This is a genomic window from Haemophilus parainfluenzae, from assembly GCF_900450995.1.
GTDB classification, from domain to species: domain Bacteria; phylum Pseudomonadota; class Gammaproteobacteria; order Enterobacterales; family Pasteurellaceae; genus Haemophilus_D; species Haemophilus_D parainfluenzae_O.
In genome coordinates, this window is sequence record NZ_UGHY01000002.1 from 618,100 (window position 1) to 642,046 (window position 23,947).

Sequence of the window (23,947 nt, forward strand, 5' to 3'; positions counted from 1 at the left end):
GAATTTTACAAATTTAATCGATTATGAACAGTACGCTCAAACTCTCAACTAAACTTTCTCCAAGCGGTAAAACTCAGCTTGCGGAATATTTTGCCACCCCACCTTTCAAAGTGATTACGTTACCTGCTTATGCTGATTCTTGGGAAAATGGACTTAGTGCAATGCAAATGTCTTCTTCGCCAGGATTATTGGCAGGGGATCGAGTTGATATTCAAATAACGCTCGAAAAATCTACCGCACTTTCTTTAAATACGCAGGCATTTACTCGAGTTCAGGCAATGAATGAGGGGGATTTTGCCGAGCAAAATACATTGATTCAACTTGCTGAGAAAAGTCGTTTATTTTACTTACCTCATCCATTGGTTTTGCACAAGAATTCTGCTCTTAAGCAAAAAACGTTAATCAATGTGCAACCTGAGAGTACGCTCATTTATGGTGAAATTGTGGCTATTGGCCGAGTGGCAAATGATGAACGTTTTGAATTTCGCCAATTTTCTTCTCATTTAAAAGTTCAGCTTGTGCAAGAAAATGGGAAAGTTAAACCGCTGATGTTGGATTGTATTCAGTGGTTGCCGGCTAAAATGAATTTAACCGCTTTAAGCCAAATGGAAGGTTTTTCACATCAGGGATCATTGGTTTACATTAACTTACAAAAAACATCTGCAGAAATTAAGAAGATAGCGCAACAGCTTCAACAGCAAGAAACAGATAAATCCTTACTTCTTGGTATATCTCAGTTGAATGAAGGTGGGGTGATTGTGCGAGTGTTAGGGCATAGAGCAGAGCAAATTCAGAACCTGTTTGAGAAAATTGGTGAGCAGTTAAAAGCTGCGTAAGATTGATAGAAAACTTGTTTTCCCCTAAAAAAACTAATCCGAAAAATGAAAATATGTCTTGAGAGCATTTCTTGAAAATGTGATCTCGGTCAAGTTTTTTCCCCTTAAAATTTCTATAATGGCATCAAATTAACTAACCAGAAAAGGTGATTCAAATGACTCAATTTAGAAAAGAAGTAGATTTACTCGGTGAACGTGATGTACCAGCAGATGCATACTGGGGTATTCATACATTAAGAGCGGTAGAAAATTTCAATATTTCTAACGTAACTATTTCTGACGTACCAGAATTTGTACGTGGCATGGTGATGGTGAAAAAAGCAACGGCTTTAGCCAATGGTGAATTAGGTGCAATTCCAAGTGATATTGCAAAAGCGATTGTAGCAGCTTGTGATGAAATCCTTACCACTGGAAAATGCTTAGATCAATTCCCATCAGATGTATATCAAGGTGGTGCAGGTACGTCTGTCAATATGAATACCAATGAAGTGGTTGCTAACCTTGCCCTTGAAAAAATTGCCCATAAAAAAGGCGAATATAACGTGATTAACCCAATGGATCACGTTAATGCAAGCCAATCAACCAACGATGCGTATCCTACTGGTTTCCGTATTGCGGTGTATAACAGCATCTTAAAATTGATCGATAAAATTCAATATTTACACGACGGTTTTGATAATAAAGCAAAAGAGTTTGCGAATATTTTAAAAATGGGTCGTACCCAATTACAAGATGCGGTGCCAATGACTGTTGGTCAAGAATTCAAAGCTTTCGCCGTATTACTTGAAGAAGAAGTTCGTAACTTAAAACGTACTGCAGATTTACTCCTTGAAGTAAACCTTGGTGCGACTGCAATCGGTACTGGTTTAAATACTCCACAAGGTTATACAGAATTAGTTGTAAAACATCTTGCTGAAGTAACAGGATTAGCTTGCGTACCAGCAGAAAACTTAATTGAAGCAACATCTGACTGTGGTGCTTATGTCATGGTTCACGGTGCATTAAAACGTACAGCAGTAAAACTTTCTAAAGTATGTAATGACTTGCGTTTACTTTCTTCTGGTCCACGTGCTGGTATTAAAGAAATTAACTTACCTGAATTACAAGCTGGCTCTTCTATCATGCCTGCAAAAGTAAACCCAGTTGTTCCAGAAGTGGTGAACCAAGTATGCTTTAAAGTAATTGGTAACGATACCACTGTGACTTTCGCATCTGAAGCAGGTCAATTACAATTAAACGTAATGGAACCAGTGATTGGTCAAGCAATGTTCGAATCTATCGACATTTTAACGAATGCTTGTGTGAACTTACGCGATAAATGCGTGGATGGCATCACTGTAAACAAAGAAATTTGTGAAAACTACGTGTTTAATTCAATCGGTATCGTGACTTACTTGAATCCATTTATCGGTCACCACAACGGCGACTTAGTGGGTAAAATCTGTGCTCAAACAGGTAAAGGCGTACGTGAAGTGGTATTAGAAAAAGGTTTATTAACAGAAGAACAATTAGATGACATTCTTTCTGTAGAAAACTTAATGAACCCAACTTACAAAGCGAAATTAAATAAATAATCTCGCTGAGAGATAAAAAGAGCGGTCAATCTGATCTGCCCCCAAAAAGTTAGACTGTTATTTAAAGGATTGTTTTCGATATTGTATCGGACTCAGTCCTTTTAATTTTAGTTGAATCCGTCGATGATTATAGTAATCCAAATAATTTATGACAGCATCAACTATCTCTTCTTTTGTTTTAAATTCTCGACCATAAAAACATTCCGTTTTTAATCGCCCAAAGAAACTTTCCATCGCGGCATTGTCCAAGCAATTCCCTTTTCTCGACATACTTTGAATAATGCCATATTCAGCCAAGATTCGACGATAAGCTACCATTTGATATTGCCAACCTTGGTCTGAATGTAAAATGACACCACAAGCTTTATTTAATCCTTTGACGGCTTGCATTAACATGTCCTCTACTTGCGCCCAGTTTGGGGAATAGCTGAGATTATAGGAGACTATCTCATTGTTAAATAACTCTAAAATTGGAGATAAATAGACTTTACTCCCATCTTTCGCCTTAAACTCGGTGATATCGGTCACCCATTTTTGTTTCGGGGCTGTTGCGCTAAAATTACGTTCAATATGATTTGGGGCAATCACCCCTATCGTGCCACGATAGGTCGTAAATTTCTTGCTTTTTCTTGACCGCACTTGAAGCCCAAGTGTCTGCATTAAACGTTGAACTTTTTTATGATTCACGCCTGGCAAGCTGGCATGAACACGTCGGTAGCCATAATCAGGATGATTGGCTTTGATGTGTTGAATGGTCTTTTTCAACAACTCATCCTTATCCGGTTTAATCTGAAGTTTCGCAAAAAACGTACTACGCGCTAACTGTGCAAAGCCTAAAAGCCATTTTAACGGATAGCGTGTTCTTAACCTTTGGATAATTTCTGTTGCTCGGCTTCGTCCTGAAGTCTGAGCCTTCTCAACTCCTTTAGGTAGGCCACCTCCGCTTCAAGCTGTAAAATTCTCAGGCGTAAACGGTCTTCTTCAGTTTTGGGGGGCGGTGGCATTCTGGCGTATTTAGGTTTCATTGGCGGTCTTCCTGATGGTTTACGGGGAATCAGTCCTTTTATGCCACTTTTTTCAAACCGTTTCAACCATGTCCCGACTAGGGCGTTGGAAGGAATATTGTAAAAACGCGCGGCTTCTCTAATACTCATTTTCCCATTCAAAATAGGTTGAAGAACCTGTAATTTAAATTCGATTGCGTAGTGTTTACCCATAAAAAAATCTGCACCTCAATTGTTGGTTTGTTGAGTCCAACTTTTGGGGTGCAGATCAATCTGATCGCTCTTTTTCATCTAAAATGGAAATAATATTGGCACAATAAAAACAGTTACCAACATAACAATTAAGGTAAACGGTACGCCGATTTTAATAAAGTCAGCAAATTTATAGCCCCCGGCCCCACCACCATGGTATTCACTGGAGAAGAGACTGGTGTCATAAATGCAGCAGAAGCGGCTATGGCGACGACCATCGCAAATGGCACAGGAGACACATTAAGTTGCTGAGCAAGAGAAATCGCAATGGGTGCCATCAAAGTTGCAGTGGCTGTATTCGAAATAAACAATCCGACTAATGCACAAAATACAAAGAGCACAATCAATACAGGATACATTCCCCAGCCATCAATGATTTGAGTCAGCCATTTCACCGCAAACTCTACCCCACCTGTTTTTTGAAGTGCGGTCGAAAATGGCATTATTCCGATAATCAAAATAAGACTTGGCCACTGAATGGAATCGTAAGCACTTTTAGCGTCCACGCAACGGAAATAAGCCAACATTAAACAACCAATCAAGGCAGCTATAACATTCTGCACAGCACCTGAAACCATCAGTACCACCATAGTTAAAATGGATAGTAAGGCTAGTGGTGCTTGACGTTGAGCGGGTAAGGCACGCTCTATTTCTTTCGGATAATTCAATACAAGGAAATCTTTTCAACGATCACGCATTGCTTGAATGAGACGCCAATCGCCAATACATTTAATTGATAGCTAGAACGCAAATGAAGTTGATCTAAGGTTTTACCCACGAAAAGGGACGTGCTTTTCACCACCAAACGTTTGGTACGATCTTTCAAACCATATTCATTAATTAGCTCATTCATGGAGCTTTGCATGGTATCTTGATTGCTTTCATCGTTATTATCAGAAAGCCATCGACGGGCAATAAGCATATAACCCATACCTAGCACTAAGATCAATAATCCGATTGCGTGAAATCAAAAAATTCAAGGCGAAGATTCGTATCTTTCACTAATTCCGCATTCACCACAAGGTTAGGGGCTGTCGCGATTAACGTCATCATCCCACTGATTAATCCTGCCACGCTTAATGGTATCATTAAGCGTTTTGGTGAAATATTCATTTGACGACAAATCATTATTACAACAGGGATAAACACCGCAACCACGCCAGTGGAGCTCATAAATGCGCCTAATCCAGCCACTGAAAGCATCAGTAAAATAAGCACTTTAGCTTCACTATTTCCCGCAACTTTCAAGATGCCATCACATCCATACGAATTTTATTATGCACAAATAAAATGATCGCTGCGCCAAGCAACATTAATGTCCAAAATAATGGGCTCACCCAAAGTGCATGATCAAGAATGGTATTCACACTCTATCCTTTAATCTTACGACCTTTCACTCTAACTATTCTTCTATGCCTAATGCTTTCTTCACGGGTGAAAAACTACGACGATACTCTGATAAAGGACCAAGCTCAGCTAATTTTTCTAAATGTAATTTGGTCGGATACCCTTTATGTTGAGCAAAGGCATATTCAGGGTGTTTTTTATCTAACTCTTCCATTTCCTGATCTCGCGCAACTTTTGCCAAAATAGAAGCAGCACTAATTTCAGCGACAAGTGAATCCCCCTTCACTACCGCTTGAGCTGGTAAATCAAGGTTAGGCGGAACACGATTGCCATCCACCAACACAAAGTGCGGTTGAATTTTTAAGGCTTTTACTGCTCGTTCCATCGCTAGCATGGAAGCATGAAGAATATTCAGTTCATCGATCTCAGCTGGCTCTGCTCGTCCCATTGCCCAAGCTAAGGCTTTCTCTTTAATTTCTGCTGCAAGTGCAAGACGTTTTTTCTCACTGAGCTTTTTAGAATCTGTTAAACCTGCAATCGGATTATTAGGATCTAAGATCACTGCAGCCGTTACTACTGCCCCTACTAAAGGCCCACGTCCTACTTCATCCACGCCCGCAAATACTTGATAACCTTCAGGATAAACAAAATCAGTCATGTTTTTGCTCCAATAAATCAATTACAGCTTGTGCGGCTTGGCTATCCGCATCACATTGAATTAATTTGTGTAATTCAGTAAAACGTTGAATTAAAACACTGCGAGATTTGACCGCACTTTCGTCATCGCCCAAATACTGAGCAAGTTGTTCTGCTAATTTTTGCGGTTCGCAATCTTCTTGAATCATTTCTGGTACAAGCATTTCATCCGCTAATAAATTAGGTAATGAAATATATTTTGTTTTGACTAATCTTTTTCCCAAGAAATACGTGAACGGCTTCATTCGATAGCCCACTACCATTGGTGATTTACACAACATCGCCTCAAGCGCTGCGGTACCCGAAGCAAGTAAAGTCGCTTCGGCGGCAATCATCACTTGGCGTGCTTTACCATCAATTAAATGCATATCGAGATCAGGTGCAATCTGAGCCCTTATTTCCTCAAATTGCTGGCGACGTTTTTCATTCACCAAAGGAACTAAAAACTGCAAGTCTGGATATTTTTCTTTTAATAACAAAGCAGTTTTTAGAAATGGTTCAGTAAGAAACCCGACTTCGCTACCACGGCTTCCCACTAAAATGGCAAGATAACGTCCTTTTTCATCAATACCTAAGGTTTGGCAAGCTTCCGTTCTATTTGGTTTTAATGGAATCGCATCTGCCATAGTATGGCCAATAAAACGACAAGGCACATTAAAACGATCATAAAAGGCTTTTTCAAAAGGAAGAAAAGCTAATACTTGATGGGTTGCTTTAGCAATTTTATAAATACGATTTTGACGCCAAGCCCAGACAGATGGACTCACGTAATGAATGGTTTTAATTCCTTTTTCTTTTAATTTCAGTTCAACAGTAAGATTAAAATCCGGTGCATCAATACCGATAAATACATCCGGTTTAATATCAGAAAGTTGTTCGATAATACTGCGACGAATTTTTAGCAATCGGGGCAAATGTTTGAGGACCTCTACTAGCCCCATGACAGAGAGCTCTTCCATATCAAAAAAGCTTTCAAAACCTTGAGCAATCATTCGCTCTCCGCCAATCCCGACAAACTTAGCTTGCGGATAGTAGCGTTTAAGCGCTTGAATGAGACCTGCACCAAGAATATCGCCAGATACTTCACCGGCAACAATCGCAATAGTCGGATTTTCTTTTATCATTAAATTTATCCTAAAAAACGACCGCACTTTGAACAAATCATAGTGCGGTCTCTTTGTTATTCATCACTTTCTCTTAATGAGAAAAGAAACGTTAATTAGCGAATAATGCCACGGGTAGAACGTTTGAAGAACTCCACAAAGAAACTAATTGCAGATTCAGTTTGTGCAATTTGTTCAATTTCAGGCAATACTTCTTCAAGGGTTTTACCACTGCGGTAAATCATTTTATAGACGTTACGAATCGCATGCATGGTTGGTTTATCAAAACCACGACGTTTTAATCCTTCAAGGTTAACACCAAAAGGTTGTGCATGGTTACCTTGAGCCATCACATAAGGTGGCACATCTTGGCTAACCATAGAACCACCACCTAGCATAACGTGTGCCCCTACAATCACAAATTGATGAATCGCAGACATTCCACCAACAATCACAAAATCGTCTAATTCAACATGACCAGCAAGTGTTGCGTTATTTGCTAAGATACAGTTGTTCTTGATTTGGCAATCATGCGCAACATGTACGTTTACCATGAGTAAATTGTTATTACCAATACGTGTTACACCACCACCTTGGATAGTGCCGCGATGAATCGTCACATGCTCACGAATACGGTTTCCATTACCAATAATGGTTTTTGTTGCTTCACCCTTATATTTTAAATCTTGGTTTACTTCACCAATGCTGGCAAATTGATAAATCTGGTTATCTTCACCAATCACGGTGTCACCTTTCACGACAATGTGAGAATTTAAAACAGTACGTGCTTTAATCTCAACACTTCCTTCAATAATACAAAAAGGACCGATAACAACATCTTCGCCAATAACTGCGCCATCAGCGACAAGCGCGGTCGGGTGAATTTTTGCACTTGGGTGGATCATACTTACCCCTTAATTTTCTTTAATTATCGACGAGCACACATTAATTTGGCTTCACAAGCTACTTCACCGTTTACGGTTGCAATACCCGTGAATGCTGTAATACCACGACGTTCTTTAATCACTTGAACGTTCAATTCCATTTGATCTCCAGGTAATACTGGGCGTTTGAAACGCGCCTCATCAATACCTGCGAAATAGAATAATTCGCCACCTTTTAATTCATGGGTTTTAAATGCAAGCAATCCCATTGCTTGTGCCAAAGCTTCAAGAATTAACACACCAGGTAAAATCGGTTCACTCGGGAAATGACCAGTAAAGCAAGGTTCGTTTACACTAATATTTTTAATTGCTTTTAACCACTCACCTTCTTTGTAGTCCAACACGCGATCCACTAATAAAAATGGATAACGATGTGGCAATAAGGTCATAATTTCTTTTGCTTCAATCACTTTACTTACTCGATTCTCTGACACGTCTAATACCTTTAAAATAAATAATAATAAAACATTGAGATTATACGATATTTCTGTATAAAAATAAAACGCACCCAAAGGTACGTTTTAAAATCTTAACCAAGTTTTTTCTCTAGGGCTTTCAATCGTTTATTCATACCATCAATTCCCAAGGTAAGTGCGGCTGTTTTTCGCCACTCTTTATTGGTTTGTAATGGTATACCTGATGAGTATACGCCTGGCTCAGTAATTGGACGCATCACCATGCCCATGCCTGTCACGGTTACTTTATCACAGATTTCCATGTGACCATTAATCACACTTGCTCCGCCAATTAAACAATAACGGCCCACTTTTAAGCTACCCGCCATAATCACACCGCCAGCCACCGCTGTACCTGTACCAATATGAACGTTATGGGCAATTTGACAAAGATTATCAATAATGACGTTGTCTTCAATGACAGTCGCATCTAAGGCACCACGATCAATACAAGTGCAAGCACCGATTTCGACATTATTACCAATAATCACTTGACCTACCTGTGGAATTTTCACCCAGCGACCACGATCATTCGCATAACCGAAACCATCACTACCGATGACTGCTCCTGATTGAATTAAGCAATTTTGTCCAATTTCTACTTCATGATAAACGCTTACGTTTGCCCAAAGCTGTGTACCCTCACCAATTTTTGTGAATTTACCCACAAAACAACCCGCGCCAATAATCACGTTATCGCCTAATACAACACCTTCTTCAATAACGGCATTTGCACCAATTGATACATTTTTACCAATTGACGCTTTTTCAGAAATAACAGCACTTGGGTGGATATTTTGAGCCGCTTTCGGAGTGGTATCCATATATTGAGCTAATACGGCGTAAGCAACATAAGGATCTTTGACGATAAGTAAGTTACTTTCAGGTGAGCAAAATTCCACATCCGCTTCTGACACGACAACAATACCTGCTTTAGATTCAGCTAATAAAGGACGGAATTTTGCATTAGAAATGAAGGTAAGCTGGTTAGGTTCTGCTTTTGACAATGCGGCAATATTATTAACGACAACGTCGGCGTTACCGCGAAGGGTACCGCCGACTTTTGCTGCTAATTCCTGTAAAGAATAGGATTTTTGCATTATGAGAACCTATTATTTTTTCTCTTCAGTTTTTACTGGAGCTGCTTTTTCAGTTGCTGGAATAGATTTTAATACTTCTTCAGTAATATCTTTACCATCTATTGCAAAGACTACAGAGTTAGCATCTAGAACATAAGTATAACCTTTTGCTTTTGCTAAATTATTAGTTGCAACTTGAATGCTTTCTAATAATTTACCACGCTCTTCAGTTTGACGTTTTTCGTTTAACTCTTGGAACTCTGCCACTTTTTTATCTTGCTCTTGCATTAATTTATTTAATGCAGCTTCTTCATCTGAACCAAATTTAGTGATTTCTTCTTGGCGTTTTTGAATTTCAGCTTGACGTAAACGAGGTGCATCTTTTTGTAAAGCTGCAACTTTTTCTTCTACTTTTTTACGAGATGCTACAATTTTGTCATCAATTTCTTTCTTACTTGCAGCAAGTTTATCCGCCATTGGTTTGAATTCTGCATCTAACTTATCTGCTACAGCTTGACGATCTGGGTGATTTTGAAATAAATAACCCGCGTTGATGAATGCGATATTTTCATCTGCAGAAGCAAAACCTGATGCAAGTGCAAGACCTAAAGAAAGTGCGGTAACTTTTACTACGTTTTTCATATTTGAATTTCCTTAAATTAGTTTAGTGAATATTTCTGTGTCAGCTAACTCACTGACACAGAACGAAGATTTTGACTTAAATAGAACGTAAAAGTTCAATTTATTAGAAAGAACCACCAATACTAAATTGGAATTGTTCTACATCATCATTTTCATATTTTTTGATTGGTTTCGCGTAAGAGAATACCAATGGTCCAATTGGTGATTGCCATTGGAAAGCGACACCAGTTGAAGCACGGACTCGACCTGCTTTACTGTAATCAGGTAATGTTGCATAAATCGGAGATGATTTTAAGCCTTCTTTATCTGATTTCCATTTTGTATTCCAAACGCTCGCTGCATCAACGAAAAGTGAGGTTCTTACGCTATTTTGGCTTTTATCTCCAACAAATGGGGTTGGAACAATAAGTTCCACGCTTGCTGTAGCCATCGCGTTACCACCAACGACATCTGTACTTTGATACCATTGGTGATATTTATCTTGATAAATCGCATTAGGGCCTACCGCACCATAAGCAAAACCACGTAATGAACCGATACCACCTGCCGTATAAAGTTGATAGAACGGTACACGTTTACCGCCTAGGCCATTTGCATAAGAAGCGGTTGCTTTTCCTGATAATACCCAACGATGATCACGATCTAATGGGTAGAAGCCTTGAAGCTCAGCACTTAATTTATAATATTTATTGTCAGATCCAGGAATGGTGACACGACCACCTAAACTTGCTTTTACCCCTTTAGTTGGGAAATAGCCACGGTTTAGGCTGTTGTAGTTCCAACCAAATGAGAAATCAAAATCATTAGTTTTGATTGAGTTTCCAGTTAAATTCATTGACTTCATGTATAAATCACGGTTGTATTCATACGCGAAGTTACTGATTTTATTATAAGTATAACCTAATCCCACATAATATGAGTTGTTCTCATTAACAGGGAATCCTAATGTGACATTACCACCGTAAGTTGTACGTTTATAGGTTGATGAAGTATCACTTTTCGAGTTATCGTAAGTTTCATAGAATACGTTTCCACCTAAACTTACCCCATCTTTAGTAAAGTATGGTTCTGTATAACCCAAATTTACACTTGTACCATAGTCATTACGTGTACCGGCTAAACTTACCGCGGCACCAGTTCCCAAGAAGTTATCTTGTTTCACACTTGCTTGATAGCTGATACCACTCTCTGTACCATAACCGATACCAAAGTTAATACTACCAGTATTACGTTCTCTTACTTTATATACGACATCTACTTCATCATTAGAACCTTGAATTGGTTCAATACGATTTTCTACGCTCTCAAAGAAGCCTGTTCTATCTAAACGTACTTTACCTAACTCAACTAATTGTGAGTTATACCAAGTCCCTTCTTGCTGACGCATTTCTTGACGCAATGTGCTATCTGCAGAAACCGTATTACCTTCAAAACGAACTTGACGTACAGATAAACGACGTCCTGCATCAACTACAAAGGTTAATGCTAATGTTTTATTTGCATCATCAAAAGTTGGTACAGTATTCACTGTTGCACTACCGTAACCACGTTCACCTAATTTATCTTTAATTAAGCTTTCTACGTATTGTACATCTGAACGTCTGAAAGTATCATTTAAGTGAAGTTCACTTAATAATGGTTGTAACTCATTAGCCATACCACCTAAGTTACCAACAATACGAGCAGAACTTAAATTGTATTTTTCACCTTCACTTACATCAATAGTCACATCTGCTTTTGTATGTTCTTCATTTAATTGAACATCTGTTTTTGTCACTCTAGCTTTGGCATAACCATTATTTTGGTAGTAATCTTGGATAGCTTGAATATCTTTATCAAACTGAGAACCATCAAACTTATTCCCCCAAAGTTTCCACCAAGAATCTGGTTGAAGCTCCATTTGTTCTTGTAACTTACTGCTAGAAATCACTTCATTTCCATTAAAAGTCACTGAACGAAGTTTTGCCGTATCATCTTCATCAATTTGAAGCGTAATTTCTGCGCGGTTATTTGGTAAAGTTGTCACGATCGGATCAACTTTCGCATTATAACGACCTACACTCTTATAATGTTCTCTTAAGGTTTTCGCAAACTCTTCTAATTTCGCACGATTTAAAACATCACCACTCTTGAAACCATTTGCATCAAGGTTTTGTTTTAATGCTTCTGTTGGAATAACTGAATTACCTTTAATATTCACTTCAGAAATGATTGGTTTCGCAATAACGCTCACAACTAATGCATCGCCATCCTGGAAAGCTTTAACATCATCAAACTGTCCACTTACGAATAATGAACGTACAATATTGGCTACATCTTTATCCGTTACACGCTGACCACTACGAACAGGAAGGCTTGCTAGAATTTGCTGTTCTAAGTCTCCTTGAGCACCGTCAACACGAATGTCTTTTGCTACAAAGGGTGCCGCAAATACACTCGTTGTAGTACCGAATAATAAACTTGCGATTAGAAGTTTTTTCATCGACTTTATCCTATAAAAAACAATAGTTATAAACGTAAGAAATCATTAAAAAGCACAAAAATTGTTTGAATTAACAAGATTATGAGCCCTATACGATAACTTAAATTTTGTACCCGTTCTGAAACAGGTTTTCCTTTGATAGCTTCCGCCGCCAAAAATACGAGATGTCCACCATCTAAAACTGGCAACGGAAATAAATTCATTATGCCTAAATTCACACTAATCAACGCAAGAAAACTTAAGAAATAAATCACACCTGCGTTAGAAGATGCGCCTGCACCTTGTGCAATTGAAATTGGCCCCGCCAAACTGGAAAATGAAAGCTCGCCACTAAATAATTTTCCGATTGCCTTCACAATAAACCAAGAAATTTGGCCTGTTTTTTCCACACCCTTTTGTAGGGCATCAAGAATACCATATTTTAATTCAGTTCGATACTGTTCGCCAACTTTTAAGAAAGTCGGACTTAGCCCAACAAACCATTTACCATCTCGATTCTTCTCAGGTTGCAAGGTTTTATTAAAAATTTCTTGATTACGTTCGACCTTGATTGTAAAAGGCTGACCTTGTTGTACCTGTGCAACAAAAGCTTTCCAGTCAAGTGCGGTCGAATTTTCTGATAAAATTTTATCACCAATCAATAAGCCCGCTTTTTCTGCTGGAGAGTTTTCCACCACTTTTGATAATGTCATCTCCACTTTACTTGAAACGGGATTAATCCCTAATGTTTCAAATGCTGTTTCTTTATCTGGTTCAAATGTCCAATTTTGCAGATTAATGGTTCGTTGATAAGGTTGGTCTTCACCAAAAGGCGTTAATGTGAGTTCAACCGAATCAGAACCTAACTTATCAGTGAGCAATAAATTAATGGTTTCCCAATCGGGGGTATTCTTCCCATCAATTGCCAAAATCTGGCTATTCGGTTCAATTTGAGCCATCGCAGCTGGAGAATTTGGTGTGACGTTTTCAATGACCGGTTTAACACTCGGAATCCCAACAGAATAAATCACCCAATATGCCAAAATCGCAAAAATAAAATTAGCAAGGGGACCTGCAGCAATCACAAAAGCACGTTGCGCAACAGATTTACTTTCAAATGCCTGCGATTTTAATTCTGCGGGAACTTCTTCATTTCGCCCGTCAAGCATTTTTACATAACCGCCAAGCGGAATGGCTGAAATCGCAAATTCAGTGCCTAATTTATCTGTGCGTCGCCAAATCACTTTACCAAAGCCAATCGAAAAACGATGAACTTTAATACCGCACTTTCTTGCGGCCCAAAAGTGACCGTATTCATGTACAGCAACCAGCACAGCAATTGCAACAATAAATGAGCCAAGCGACCACAAAAACGACATGTTCTATCCTATAACACAAAGAAATAGAAGTATGTGAAGAATGGTACTGCGGCTGTTAAGCTATCAATACGATCTAAAATACCGCCATGGCCTGGAATTAATTGACTACTGTCTTTAATGCCTGATTCACGTTTAAACATACTTTCGGCTAAGTCACCCAATACAGAAATAGCCACTGTTGCCACAGAAAGCACAATAAAACCACTCATTGCACGACTACCTAATAAGGTTTCACCTGAGAAATGGATAAATACAAATGCCAATACAGCTGCAGTGATCATGCCACCAAATACGCCTTGCCATGTTTTCCCAGGTGATACTTTCGGTGCAAGTTTGTGCTTACCAAAAGCTCGTCCAGCAAAATATGCACCTGAGTCAGCTGCCCATACTAATACAAATACATATAGTAATAAGAATAAACCATGATGTGGATCAGCAGTGTAATTATCTAAACGTAGACGTAAGACGGCGGCAACAAAAGGAATCAACGTAGAAAACGCAAACAAGAGTTGTAAAGGAATATTTTTGCCCCAAAACTTCGCTGAACTTGGATAAGTCACCACTAACACCAATGCAAGTGCCCACCAACCGACAGAGTTTAGCAATAACAACGGTAAGTAGTTTTCAAATACCCGACCCGCATCCAAATAATTACCTTCGTTATAAAGCCAAAGGAAAATAAATGCACCTAAAAATGCCGCGATACAAAGGCGTGCTAAAGGATTTTTAAAACGAGCAAATTGAGCCCACTCCCAGATACCAAGCGTCGCCACAAAGCCTAGGGCTAGGGCAAAATAAAATGGGGTAAATAAGAACAAGGCACATAATACCAAAGCAATCAACACAATGGCTGATAATACACGTTCTTTAAGCATAAGTTCTCCGCTTATTCTGTCCCGCCAAAACGGCGATGACGTTGTTGATAGCAGGCAATAGCCTGATTAAAATCTTTTTCACTAAAATCCGGCCAAAGCACATCTAAAAAACACAATTCCGCATACGCAATTTGCCAAAGCAAGAAATTGCTAATACGCTGCTCACCGCTTGTGCGAATTAATAAATCGACTGGCGGCTCATCTTGTGTGACTAAATGTTGCTGGAAAAGTGATTCATTAATATCACTCACCGAAATCTCATTATCTTTTACTTTTTCAGCTAATTGTTGGGTCGCTTGAACAATATCCCAACAACCACCATAATTCGCCGCAATATTTAAGGTAAGTGCGGTATTATTTTCCGTTAAATTTTCTGCTTTTGCGATCTTCTCTTGCAATTTTTCACTAAAACGAGAAACATCACCGATAATCTTTAAACGAATATTATTTTTGTGTAATTTTTTGACTTCTCGATCAAGCGCTTGCATAAAGAGTGTCATTAAAGCGCTCACTTCTTGCTCGGGACGATTCCAGTTTTCGCTGCTAAATGCATATAACGTCAAAAATTTAACACCAGTTTGTCGTGCATAACTCACCGCACGGCGCACTGCTGCCACACCATTTGTATGGCCAAAAATACGCAGCTTATTTTGTTGCTTCGCCCAGCGCCCATTACCATCCATTATGATGGCAACGTGTTCGGGAATATTATTGTTATCAAGTTCTTTCATTCTAAAACATTCGGATTTTATGACCGCACTTTGGTGTATTCTACATTAACTTTTTAATCAGCGAAGCTGCTAATTCACGTGCTTGCTTATCTACGGCTAAGACATCATCAATGCTTGAAATAGTAGAAGCTGGCATTTGCTCAACCGCTGCTTGGTTAATTTTCGCAATATCCGTAAATTTAATATAGCCATCTAAAAAAGCTTGTACGGCAATTTCATTTGCCGCATTCATTGCGGTTGTCGCATACTGCCCTTCTGCAAAAGCATCGATCGCTAATTTTAAATTTGGATAACGATTAAAATCAGGTTCGATAAACGTCAATTCTTTGATTTTAAAGAAATCTAATGGTTCCACACCACTGACTGTACGATTTGGATAAGCCATAGTTTCCGCAATTGGAGTACGCATATCCGGATTGCCCATTTGAGCGATGACCGAACCATCTACATAACGCACCATTGAATGAATAATAGATTGAGGATGAATAATCACTTCCATTTCATCAGCCGATGCATTGAAGAGCCAGCGGGCTTCAATGTACTCCAAACCTTTATTCATCATCGTGGCAGAATCCACAGAGATTTTTTTACCCATTGACCAGTTTGGGTGAGCGACGGCTTGTTCTGGCGTAATATGTTCAAACTCGTTTAATGGCGTATAACGGAAAGGGCCACCAGAACCAGTTAAGACAATTTTACTGACCCCTAATTCTTTCAAAGGACAGAATCCGACTTTTTCTTGCGCTTCAGGCGGTAAAGATTGAAAAATCGCGTTATGCTCACTATCAACAGGCAATAATTTTGCTCTTGACTGTTTCACTGCATCAATAAAGATCTGGCCACAAGTCACCAACGATTCTTTATTCGCAAGCAAGACTTTCTTACTCGCTTTTACTGCTGAAAGAGTTGGTAGTAATCCAGCCGCCCCAACAATGGCTGCCATAACTTGATCGGCATCTGGATGTGCTGCCAACTCACAAATGGCTTTCTGCCCAGCTAAGACTTCCGTTTTAATGTGGTGTGAGACTAATTTCTCTCGCAATACCTTTGCTGCATTTTCATCATCTAATGCAGCAAAGTGCGGTTGAAATTTCACGCATTGTTCAAACATTGTCTCAACATTTTTGCCTCCCACTAACGCAAAGGCATGGTATTTGTCAGGATTATATTCGATAACAGAAAGGGTGCTATGACCAATAGAACCGGTTGATCCTAAAATAACAAGATTTTGTTTTTGCATAAAATTTCGACCGCACTTTGTGCTTTTATTTTTTTATCAGAATAGAACAAGGGCAGACACTTGGTCTGCCCCAAAACATGGTTCGACAATTAGAAATCCATTAATTCTTTTTCTTTATCTGCTAAGATCTCATCCACTTTTTTGATATAGCTATCAGTCACTTTTTGAATAATTTCTTCTGCTTTGTGTTGATCGTTTTCGCTGATTTCTTTGTCTTTTAATAATGCTTTGATTTTATCATTTGCATCACGACGTACGTTACGAATCGCGACTTTACCTTGCTCACCTTCGCTTTTTACGATTTTGATTAAATCACGACGACGTTCTTCAGTTAATGGAGGAAGAGGCACGCGAATTGTTGTGCCTGCTGAAGATGGGTTTAAACCTAAATCAGAAGTTAAAATCGCTTTTTCTACTGCACTGATTAAAGAACGGTCAAATACTGTTACCGCTAAAGTACGCGCATCTTCTGCAACAACGTTAGCTAATTGACGAAGTGGTGTCGCTGCACCATAGTATTCCACTTGGATCGCGTCTAATAAGCTTGGTTGTGCACGGCCTGTACGGATTTTTGCAATATGCCCACGCAACGCTTCGAGGCTTTTTTCCATACGAGCTTCAGCATCTTGTTTGATTTCATTAATCATTCATCTGTCCTTTTAATAAATAAAGATAAAACACAGTGATTTTACTGGATTTTTAGGGAGTTTTGAATAAATTTATTCATAAAAAAGGCGAGATTGTCTCTCGCCATTTTATTCTTTAAAAAATCAACTAATCGTTGTGCCTTCTTCTGTGCCAAGTACCACTTTGCGTAACGCACCTGGTTTGCACATATTAAATACACGAATTGGCATACCGTGGTCACGAGCGAGTGTGAACGCAGCTAAATCCATTACTTGTAATTCTTTATCAATTACTTCTGCATAAGATAATTTATGGTATAACTTCGCATTAGGATTTTTTGCTGGGTCGCAATCATACACACCATCAACTTTAGTCGCTTTTAAAACGATATCCGCTTCAATTTCGATACCACGTAAGCATGCCGCAGAATCTGTAGTAAAGAACGGGCTACCTGTACCGGCTGAGAAAATAACTACACGTTTTTCACGTAACATTTTAATCGCTTCAGACCAATTATAGGTATCGCAGATACCATTTAATTGGAAAGCAGACATTAATTTTGCATTCACATCTGCACGGTGAAGCGCATCACGCATCGCCAAGCCATTCATCACAGTTGCAAGCATCCCCATATGGTCTCCTACTACGCGATTCATGCCGGCTTTAGCTAATTTTGCGCCACGGAATAAGTTACCGCCGCCGAGCACAACACCAACTTCCACGCCCATTTCAATTAATTCTTTAATCTCTAACGCCATACGATCAAGGATTGAAGGATCGATACCGAAGCCCTCATCTCCTTGTAATGCTTCACCACTTAATTTCAATAAAATACGTTTGTAAATTGGTTGGCTCATTTGTCTTTTCCTTTGTCGGTTACAAAATTTGGCTTATTCTAGCAAAAGAGCGAAAAAGTTAAAAATGGAAATTGGTCAGAAAAGTGCGATAAAATATCGCTGTCTTGATTTTATAGGTAAACTTTATGAAGATTTCAAAAACCTCACAAATTTTAACCGCACTTTTTTCTTTGGCTTGTGCCATTGCTGCCGGTTATTTGATTTTACGAGGTTCAGGGATGTTTCCTGAGCCATCTATTAGTCTGATTTTACTCACGGCTATTTTCATTATTTTATTAAGTAGTAGCCGAAAATCTTTCTATTTTATTTTATTACCCTTAGTTTGCTTACACGCAATTTATACGCCGACAGGCTTAAATTTTGGTGCGCCAAGCTACCAATATATCGCTTCGGTTCTTGCAACAGATATGTTAGAGACCAAAGAGTTTCTCATGCAAATCCCTATGAGCAGCTATTTAGCAGCCTTAGCTATTCCAGTTTTAGTCTTTTTACATTACAAAAGTGCGGTCAAATTTGGGGTGAAATTTTATCGCAATAAAACATTCATTGCTCTCGCTACCCTGTTGATTGGCTACAACTTACCGATTGCTGCGCCATTAAAAGAAACAATAGATTCGAGTGTACAAATTGTTAATGAATGGCAAAAATTGAAAAAAATGTCACAGGAAAGCAACTGGGGACAATCCACATTAGAAAATTCTAAATACCAAGATTATGTGATTATTTTGGGTGAAAGTGCGAGAAAAGATTACTTGCATGCGTATGGATACCCCGTAAATGACACACCATTTATGTCATCAGTAAATGGTACACTGATTGATGGTATGACATCTGCCGGAACCAACACTGTGGCCTCATTGCGCTTAATGTTAACGTTACCTGATAAAGAAAAATGGGAACCAAACTATGATTTAAGCTTAGTGGATCTCATTAAGTCTGCAGGTCTGAAAACCTACTGGCTGTCTAATCAAGGTTTCTTAGGTGAATATGACACGCCAGTCGCTTCGCTTGCATCAAAATCTGATGAAACCATTTTCTTGAAAAAAGGTGGGAGCTTTAATTCGACAAACTACAGCGACTTTGATCTAATCCCTAAATTTGCCCAAGTTTTAGAAGATCCAACGCAAGGTAAACGCTTTATTGTATTACACATTTATGGCTCACATCCGCTTGCTTGCGATCGCGTTGAAGATTACCCGAAAATTTTCAATGATAATGACATCGAAAAAAAGAATGAATACTTAAATTGCTATATTACATCCATTAAGAAAACCGATGATTTTATTAAGAAAGTGTATGAAACCCTCAAAGAAAACGAGCAAAAAACACACCGCACTTTCTCGATGGTTTATTTCTCTGATCATGGCTTGTGCCATCAGGAAGATGATAAACATGGTGTGACTTTATTTAACCAAAACTGTCACAGCCAATTACATCATAATATTCCGCTCTTTAAAATTTCATCTGATGATACGGCACGTAAAGAATACAAAGCCTTTAAATCTGGTTTGAATTTCTTAGAAGGTATCGCTAATTGGATAGGGATTAAAAATCCGAAGCTCACTTTGGAGGAAGATTTATTCTCTGAACAAGCTGACAAAGACGATTATGGACTGAAAAAACTGATTGAAGAAAAATATCGTAAAGATGCAGACCCTGCCATCGATATTCGTCCAAAGAAATAAAGCATCTCAAATTTAAGATAACAAAAAAGCCGATATTGAATATCGGCTTTTTTATAATATCTCAATGGAGAAAATTAAGCGTTACCGCCAGTGATTTTTGCTACTTCAGCAGCAAAGTCTTCTTCTTTTTTCTCGATACCTTCACCTACTTCTAAACGGATGAAGTTAGACACTGAAGTATTTACTGATTTTAAGAAGTCGCCTACAGATACAGAAGGATCCATTACGAATGGCTGACCTGTTAATGAAACTTCACCAGTGAATTTCTTCATACGGCCTTCAACCATTTTCTCTGCGATTTCTTTTGGTTTGCCAGAGTTAACTGCGATATCAATTTGGATTTGACGCTCGTGTTCAACTACTTCTGCAGGTACATCTTCTGGGTTCACGAATTCTGGTTTAGATGCCGCTACATGCATTGCCACTTTTTTAAGTTCATCAGCTGAACCTTCACCCGCAACTAGCACACCGATTTTCGCGCCGTGTAAGTATTGAGCAATAACTTGACCATCTAAGTAATCAACACGACGGATGTTCATGTTCTCACCGATTTTAGCCACTAATGCAGCACGTTTTTCTTCAAATTGTGCTTGTAACGCTTCGATAGTCGTACCTTTGTGTGCTGCTGCGAAATCAGCTACTTCGTTTGCTAAACCTAAGAAACCAGCATCTTTTGCTACGAAGTCAGTTTCACAGTTCATTTCAACTAATACACCGAAACCATTTTCTACACGAGCAAGGATAACACCTTCAGCTGCAACACGACCTGCTTTTTTAGCTGCTTTAGCTTGACCAGATTTACGCATGTTGTCGATTGCTAACTCGATATCACCGTTTGCTTCAACTAATGCTTTTTTACATTCCATCATACCGGCACCGGTACGTTCACGAAGTTCTTTTACTAATGATGCTGTGATTTCAGCCATTTTAAAAATCCTCTGTCGAAAGTACGATTTATTTTGACCGCACTTTTAGATAAAAATATAGGGGCTAAACTTTAGCCCCTATGCCAATTAATCGTTTGATTATTAAGGGCTTCGCCTTACTGCAAAACTTAAATTATTCTGCGTCAGCTGCTAATTCTTCAACAACTTGAGCTTCGTTACCACGACCTTCTTTAACTGCCGCTGCAGCTGCAGAAACGTAAAGTTGGATAGCACGAGTCGCATCATCGTTACCAGGGATAACGAAATCTACGCCAGCTGGAGTTGAGTTAGTATCAACGATAGCAAATACAGGAATACCTAGGTTGTTTGCTTCTTTAACCGCGATATGTTCGTGGTCTGCACCGATAACGAATAACGCATCTGGTAAGCCGCCCATATCTTTGATACCGCCAAGGCTTAATTCAAGTTTTTCCATCTCACGGGTACGCATTAACGCTTCTTTTTTGGTTAATTTGTCAAAAGTACCGTCTTGAGATTGAGTTTCTAAATCTTTTAAACGTTTAATTGATTGACGAACGGTTTTCCAGTTAGTCAACATACCACCTAACCAACGGTGGTTTACGTAATATTGTTGACAGTCTAATGCTGCAGCTTGTACTGCTTCTTGAGCCGCACGTTTAGTACCAACGAATAATACTTTACCGTTGTTGCTAGCAATACGGGTTAATTCCGCTAAAGCTTCGTTGAATAAAGGTAAAGTTTTTTCTAAGTTGATGATATGAACACCGTTACGAGCACCAAAAATGAAAGGTTTCATTTGTGGATTCCAGTAACGAGTTTGGTGTCCGAAGTGTACGCCCGCGTTGATCATGTCGCGCATTGAAACTTGTGCCATAATATTTTCCTTTTGTTGGGGTTGAGCCTCCACATATCAGCTAATCGACCGTTTGGCACCCCGATTAAGCCTTAATGATATGTGTGTGTTGTTAATAATTAAAAACGCTGCTTTTGAAACCCAAAAACAGCGGTGCGATTTATACCATAAAGTGCGGTCAAAAACCAGTTTATTTTGTTAAATTCATCACTTTTCTTGCTTTAATAAACAATAAAGGGGGACGATGCCGCAAATCTTTAAATTCATCATGCCATTGTGGCTGCTCGGCTAACATTGGTTCAGCCATTTGTTCAATTTGAAAGCCCTCAGCAATTAAATCATTAATAATCGTTGCTGTCGTGCGGTGATACGTTTTAAAAGGTTGTTGAAACCAATTTCGCTCTCTTAACCCTTCATCACGGTAATGATTTAAACGATAAGCGACTTGCTGTTTTTTCTCATTTTTTTCCCAGCGCTCCCCTTCTTTATGGCAAGTTGTAATCGGATGCTCTTGGGAAAAAACTAATGTGCCATTAGGCTTAAGCTTGTTGCCTATCATCGCTAATAAAGCGGGAAAATCTTCAATATAATGAAAAGCAAAAGAGCTGGTAATGACATCAAAATCACTTTCTGGCAATTCCGTTAATTTTTCCATCGGTAACTGATATAACGAAAAACATCCTGAAAATTGACCGCACTTTTGCAGATCTTGTTCAGCTTGCTCTAGCATTTTAGCTGAAAGATCTGTTCCCACTACGCTCTTCGCATTGTTTTCTAAATAGAGTTGTAAGTGTCCACCCGTTCCACAACCTAGATCGAGTAATTTTTTTCCTTGTAAATCAGGTAACAGGGAAAGCATAGTCGGCTTTTCCACTATTTCATTGAGACTGATTGGGTTAGATCGAAGTTTTTGATAAAGTGCAAAGAAATTTTCTTTATCATAAACGCTCGTTTTGTTACTCATCTCGTTTCCTATGTAAAATTAAAAAGGGCGTATTCGATATGCCCCTACAATATTAACGCAAAAACTTATCCTGCGAAACTTGCAAACCATCCTAAGTTTGCGCCTACTTGTGCCACAATATTTAACACACCGAATAAGATCACAAAGCCAATCATAAAATTACCGCCATATACTTTATAAGTTGCATTTGGAAATTTTTGGCGACTGGCTTTAGCAAGTAGTGCTGGCACGATTGCTGCCCAAATGGTTGCAGCTAATCCAGCATAACCAATGGCAATCACGAAGCCATAAGGGAATTGTAAACTTAACAATAGCGGCGGTAAGAATGTCACCAATGTGGTTTTTGTTCTACCTAATACGCTGTCATCAAATTTAAATAAATCGGCAATATAGTCAAATAAACCTAACGTTACCCCTAAGAATGAGGTCGCAATGGCCATATAAGCAAAGAAATTCAATACGACGGCAAGGTATTCCACTTCAATATATTTGTGTAATGCTTCTAATAATGCCGATACATCACCGCCTTTTTCAATTACGGGTGCAAATTCTGTACGTGGTAAATTACCTTGCACCGCAAGCTGCCATAAGATGTAAATCACTAAGGCTAAGCCTGTACCGATAAAGATCGATTTCATTACACGACTACCATCACGATCGTAATATTTGACGAGGCTCGGTACATTTCCGTGGAAACCAAAGGACACTAAACAAACTGGAAGTGCGGTCAATAAATAAGGTAAATAAGTTTGCTCACCTTCTACAATACTATTGAATAACACCTCTGTTTTCACCGAACTCAATAAACCTGCGGTAGAAAGGAAAAAAGCGACTACCATTCCAACAATCAATACAGTTGTGAAACGATCCACAGCTTTAGTAGAAAGCCATACAAAAGCTGCAAGAATAAAACAGAAAATTAAGGATCCAGAAGTACGTCCAATATCGACCGCACTTTCAGCAGAACCAAAAGCTTGATTAAGCAAGTTTTGTGTAATACCGCCGCCAGAGGTGATATAAGCATAAGTTAAAATATATAAGACGAAAGCAACAGAAAGACCGTTGATAATATTCCAACCTTTACCTAACAAATCTTTCACGATGGTGTCAAAGCTTGAGCCAGTAGGATAATGTAAGTTGGCTTCTAAAATCATCAAACCTGATGTGGTCATACAGAACCAAGTGTAAACCAAAGCTAGAATAGAGCCGATAAACCATACACCTGCTGTCGAGGTTGGGTTAGCAAGCATACCTGCACCAATCGCGGTACCCGCAATAATCATGGCACCGCCTAATAAAGAAGGAGATTTTTTTATTGTCATAGTAAAGTCCTAGAATAAGATTTGCACTATTATAATAGTACAAACTTAAAAAACAATCTTTTTGTATCGACAAAACGCAATAAATTCATATAATCAGCCATCTCAATAAAAGG

General features: G+C 38.8%; 23 protein-coding genes and 1 pseudogene. 3 read left to right on the forward strand and 21 right to left on the reverse strand.

The annotated features are described in order from the left end of the window. Window positions 1–23 precede the first annotated feature (23 nt). Together DX522_RS03120 and aspA are read left to right on the forward strand one after the other, a co-directional pair. On the forward strand, window positions 24–836 hold the full coding sequence (locus DX522_RS03120; RefSeq protein ID WP_115179776.1) for an urease accessory protein UreD: 813 nt from the start codon (window positions 24–26) through the stop codon (window positions 834–836). 155 nt (window positions 837–991) lie between these two features. Then, window positions 992–2,410 (forward strand): aspartate ammonia-lyase, encoded by a 1,419-nt coding sequence (gene aspA, locus DX522_RS03125; RefSeq protein ID WP_115179777.1) that lies wholly within the window; start codon window positions 992–994, stop codon window positions 2,408–2,410. Window positions 2,411–2,467: 57 nt separating this feature from the next. Here aspA and DX522_RS03130 read toward each other — a convergent pair whose 3' ends face one another. The 17 genes and pseudogenes from DX522_RS03130 to pyrH all read right to left on the reverse strand — a co-directional run bounded on the left by DX522_RS03130 (window position 2,468) and on the right by pyrH (window position 18,102). Then, window positions 2,468–3,289: an IS3 family transposase gene (locus DX522_RS03130; protein ID WP_115179778.1), complete on the reverse strand. Its 822-nt coding sequence runs from the start codon at window positions 3,287–3,289 to the stop codon at window positions 2,468–2,470. After that, the gene (locus DX522_RS03135) at window positions 3,274–3,627 is read right to left on the reverse strand and encodes a helix-turn-helix domain-containing protein (RefSeq protein WP_115179779.1); all 354 of its coding nucleotides are present in this window, start codon (window positions 3,625–3,627) and stop codon (window positions 3,274–3,276) included. Before DX522_RS03135 ends, DX522_RS03130 begins: the two co-directional genes overlap by 16 nt. A 78-nt stretch (window positions 3,628–3,705) precedes the next feature. Continuing rightward, window positions 3,706–4,890, reverse strand: a pseudogene (locus DX522_RS03140) (SLC13 family permease); the annotation flags it as partial. Between the two features lie 20 nt (window positions 4,891–4,910). Beyond that, window positions 4,911–5,033, reverse strand: coding sequence for a hypothetical protein (locus DX522_RS12040; RefSeq protein ID WP_410002735.1), 123 nt, complete (start codon window positions 5,031–5,033; stop codon window positions 4,911–4,913). 35 nt (window positions 5,034–5,068) lie between these two features. Then, on the reverse strand, window positions 5,069–5,671 hold the full coding sequence (gene rnhB, locus DX522_RS03145; protein ID WP_115179780.1) for a ribonuclease HII: 603 nt from the start codon (window positions 5,669–5,671) through the stop codon (window positions 5,069–5,071). Continuing rightward, the gene (gene lpxB / locus DX522_RS03150) at window positions 5,664–6,833 is read right to left on the reverse strand and encodes a lipid-A-disaccharide synthase (RefSeq protein ID WP_115179781.1); all 1,170 of its coding nucleotides are present in this window, start codon (window positions 6,831–6,833) and stop codon (window positions 5,664–5,666) included. Before lpxB ends, rnhB begins: the two co-directional genes overlap by 8 nt. A gap of 95 nt (window positions 6,834–6,928) precedes the next feature. Further along, window positions 6,929–7,717 (reverse strand): acyl-ACP--UDP-N-acetylglucosamine O-acyltransferase, encoded by a 789-nt coding sequence (lpxA, locus tag DX522_RS03155; RefSeq protein ID WP_049363211.1) that lies wholly within the window; start codon window positions 7,715–7,717, stop codon window positions 6,929–6,931. Between the two features lie 23 nt (window positions 7,718–7,740). Next, window positions 7,741–8,190, reverse strand: coding sequence for a 3-hydroxyacyl-ACP dehydratase FabZ (fabZ, locus tag DX522_RS03160; protein WP_115179782.1), 450 nt, complete (start codon window positions 8,188–8,190; stop codon window positions 7,741–7,743). A 95-nt stretch (window positions 8,191–8,285) separates the two neighbouring features. Next, a complete protein-coding gene (gene lpxD / locus DX522_RS03165; protein WP_115179783.1) occupies window positions 8,286–9,311 on the reverse strand; it encodes a UDP-3-O-(3-hydroxymyristoyl)glucosamine N-acyltransferase in 1,026 nt (341 codons plus the stop codon). A gap of 12 nt (window positions 9,312–9,323) precedes the next feature. Continuing rightward, window positions 9,324–9,932, reverse strand: a complete 609-nt coding sequence (locus DX522_RS03170) for an OmpH family outer membrane protein (protein ID WP_115179784.1) — start codon at window positions 9,930–9,932, stop codon at window positions 9,324–9,326. Between the two features lie 103 nt (window positions 9,933–10,035). Next, window positions 10,036–12,414: an outer membrane protein assembly factor BamA gene (gene bamA, locus DX522_RS03175; RefSeq protein WP_115179785.1), complete on the reverse strand. Its 2,379-nt coding sequence runs from the start codon at window positions 12,412–12,414 to the stop codon at window positions 10,036–10,038. Window positions 12,415–12,440: 26 nt separating this feature from the next. Further along, entirely contained in the window at window positions 12,441–13,772 is a 1,332-nt protein-coding gene (gene rseP, locus DX522_RS03180; RefSeq protein WP_115179786.1) for a sigma E protease regulator RseP, read from the reverse strand. 8 nt (window positions 13,773–13,780) lie between these two features. Continuing rightward, window positions 13,781–14,647, reverse strand: coding sequence for a phosphatidate cytidylyltransferase (locus DX522_RS03185; RefSeq protein WP_070591628.1), 867 nt, complete (start codon window positions 14,645–14,647; stop codon window positions 13,781–13,783). An 11-nt stretch (window positions 14,648–14,658) separates the two neighbouring features. Further along, window positions 14,659–15,378 (reverse strand): polyprenyl diphosphate synthase, encoded by a 720-nt coding sequence (uppS, locus tag DX522_RS03190; protein WP_115179787.1) that lies wholly within the window; start codon window positions 15,376–15,378, stop codon window positions 14,659–14,661. Window positions 15,379–15,418: 40 nt separating this feature from the next. Next, window positions 15,419–16,618, reverse strand: coding sequence for a 1-deoxy-D-xylulose-5-phosphate reductoisomerase (gene ispC / locus DX522_RS03195; RefSeq protein WP_115179788.1), 1,200 nt, complete (start codon window positions 16,616–16,618; stop codon window positions 15,419–15,421). 89 nt (window positions 16,619–16,707) lie between these two features. Continuing rightward, window positions 16,708–17,265, reverse strand: coding sequence for a ribosome recycling factor (gene frr / locus DX522_RS03200; RefSeq protein ID WP_005696784.1), 558 nt, complete (start codon window positions 17,263–17,265; stop codon window positions 16,708–16,710). 123 nt (window positions 17,266–17,388) lie between these two features. After that, window positions 17,389–18,102 (reverse strand): UMP kinase, encoded by a 714-nt coding sequence (gene pyrH, locus DX522_RS03205; protein ID WP_005698626.1) that lies wholly within the window; start codon window positions 18,100–18,102, stop codon window positions 17,389–17,391. A 125-nt stretch (window positions 18,103–18,227) separates the two neighbouring features. Between pyrH and DX522_RS03210 the strand changes: the two genes are divergently transcribed. Then, on the forward strand, window positions 18,228–19,787 hold the full coding sequence (locus DX522_RS03210; protein ID WP_115179789.1) for a phosphoethanolamine transferase: 1,560 nt from the start codon (window positions 18,228–18,230) through the stop codon (window positions 19,785–19,787). 74 nt (window positions 19,788–19,861) lie between these two features. Here the strand turns inward: DX522_RS03210 and tsf are convergent, their stop codons facing one another. The 4 genes from tsf to mtr all read right to left on the reverse strand — a co-directional run bounded on the left by tsf (window position 19,862) and on the right by mtr (window position 23,834). Further along, entirely contained in the window at window positions 19,862–20,713 is an 852-nt protein-coding gene (tsf, locus tag DX522_RS03215; protein ID WP_115179790.1) for a translation elongation factor Ts, read from the reverse strand. Between the two features lie 133 nt (window positions 20,714–20,846). Beyond that, the gene (rpsB, locus tag DX522_RS03220; protein ID WP_115179791.1) at window positions 20,847–21,569 is read right to left on the reverse strand and encodes a 30S ribosomal protein S2; all 723 of its coding nucleotides are present in this window, start codon (window positions 21,567–21,569) and stop codon (window positions 20,847–20,849) included. A gap of 169 nt (window positions 21,570–21,738) precedes the next feature. Continuing rightward, window positions 21,739–22,512, reverse strand: a complete 774-nt coding sequence (locus DX522_RS03225; RefSeq protein ID WP_115179792.1) for a class I SAM-dependent methyltransferase — start codon at window positions 22,510–22,512, stop codon at window positions 21,739–21,741. 65 nt (window positions 22,513–22,577) lie between these two features. Then, a complete protein-coding gene (mtr, locus tag DX522_RS03230) occupies window positions 22,578–23,834 on the reverse strand; it encodes a tryptophan permease (RefSeq protein ID WP_115179793.1) in 1,257 nt (418 codons plus the stop codon). Window positions 23,835–23,947 lie beyond the last annotated feature (113 nt).

What these genes read in the sequence shown, in the direction of transcription:
- DX522_RS03225 (WP_115179792.1), bottom strand. Translation starts at nt 22,512, where the DNA reads ATGAGTAACAAAACGAGCGTTTATGATAAAGAAAATTTCTTTGCACTT.
- aspA (WP_115179777.1), top strand. Translation starts at nt 992, where the DNA reads ATGACTCAATTTAGAAAAGAAGTAGATTTACTCGGTGAACGTGATGTA.
- DX522_RS03120 (WP_115179776.1), top strand. Translation starts at nt 24, where the DNA reads ATGAACAGTACGCTCAAACTCTCAACTAAACTTTCTCCAAGCGGTAAA.
- DX522_RS03135 (WP_115179779.1), bottom strand. Translation starts at nt 3,627, where the DNA reads ATGGGTAAACACTACGCAATCGAATTTAAATTACAGGTTCTTCAACCT.
- bamA (WP_115179785.1), bottom strand. Translation starts at nt 12,414, where the DNA reads ATGAAAAAACTTCTAATCGCAAGTTTATTATTCGGTACTACAACGAGT.
- DX522_RS03210 (WP_115179789.1), top strand. Translation starts at nt 18,228, where the DNA reads ATGAAGATTTCAAAAACCTCACAAATTTTAACCGCACTTTTTTCTTTG.
- rpsB (WP_115179791.1), bottom strand. Translation starts at nt 21,569, where the DNA reads ATGGCACAAGTTTCAATGCGCGACATGATCAACGCGGGCGTACACTTC.
- DX522_RS03185 (WP_070591628.1), bottom strand. Translation starts at nt 14,647, where the DNA reads ATGCTTAAAGAACGTGTATTATCAGCCATTGTGTTGATTGCTTTGGTA.
- uppS (WP_115179787.1), bottom strand. Translation starts at nt 15,378, where the DNA reads ATGAAAGAACTTGATAACAATAATATTCCCGAACACGTTGCCATCATA.
- rseP (WP_115179786.1), bottom strand. Translation starts at nt 13,772, where the DNA reads ATGTCGTTTTTGTGGTCGCTTGGCTCATTTATTGTTGCAATTGCTGTG.
- lpxD (WP_115179783.1), bottom strand. Translation starts at nt 9,311, where the DNA reads ATGCAAAAATCCTATTCTTTACAGGAATTAGCAGCAAAAGTCGGCGGT.
- lpxB (WP_115179781.1), bottom strand. Translation starts at nt 6,833, where the DNA reads ATGATAAAAGAAAATCCGACTATTGCGATTGTTGCCGGTGAAGTATCT.
- lpxA (WP_049363211.1), bottom strand. Translation starts at nt 7,717, where the DNA reads ATGATCCACCCAAGTGCAAAAATTCACCCGACCGCGCTTGTCGCTGAT.
- mtr (WP_115179793.1), bottom strand. Translation starts at nt 23,834, where the DNA reads ATGACAATAAAAAAATCTCCTTCTTTATTAGGCGGTGCCATGATTATT.
- pyrH (WP_005698626.1), bottom strand. Translation starts at nt 18,102, where the DNA reads ATGAGCCAACCAATTTACAAACGTATTTTATTGAAATTAAGTGGTGAA.
- frr (WP_005696784.1), bottom strand. Translation starts at nt 17,265, where the DNA reads ATGATTAATGAAATCAAACAAGATGCTGAAGCTCGTATGGAAAAAAGC.
- tsf (WP_115179790.1), bottom strand. Translation starts at nt 20,713, where the DNA reads ATGGCTGAAATCACAGCATCATTAGTAAAAGAACTTCGTGAACGTACC.
- rnhB (WP_115179780.1), bottom strand. Translation starts at nt 5,671, where the DNA reads ATGACTGATTTTGTTTATCCTGAAGGTTATCAAGTATTTGCGGGCGTG.
- ispC (WP_115179788.1), bottom strand. Translation starts at nt 16,618, where the DNA reads ATGCAAAAACAAAATCTTGTTATTTTAGGATCAACCGGTTCTATTGGT.
- DX522_RS03170 (WP_115179784.1), bottom strand. Translation starts at nt 9,932, where the DNA reads ATGAAAAACGTAGTAAAAGTTACCGCACTTTCTTTAGGTCTTGCACTT.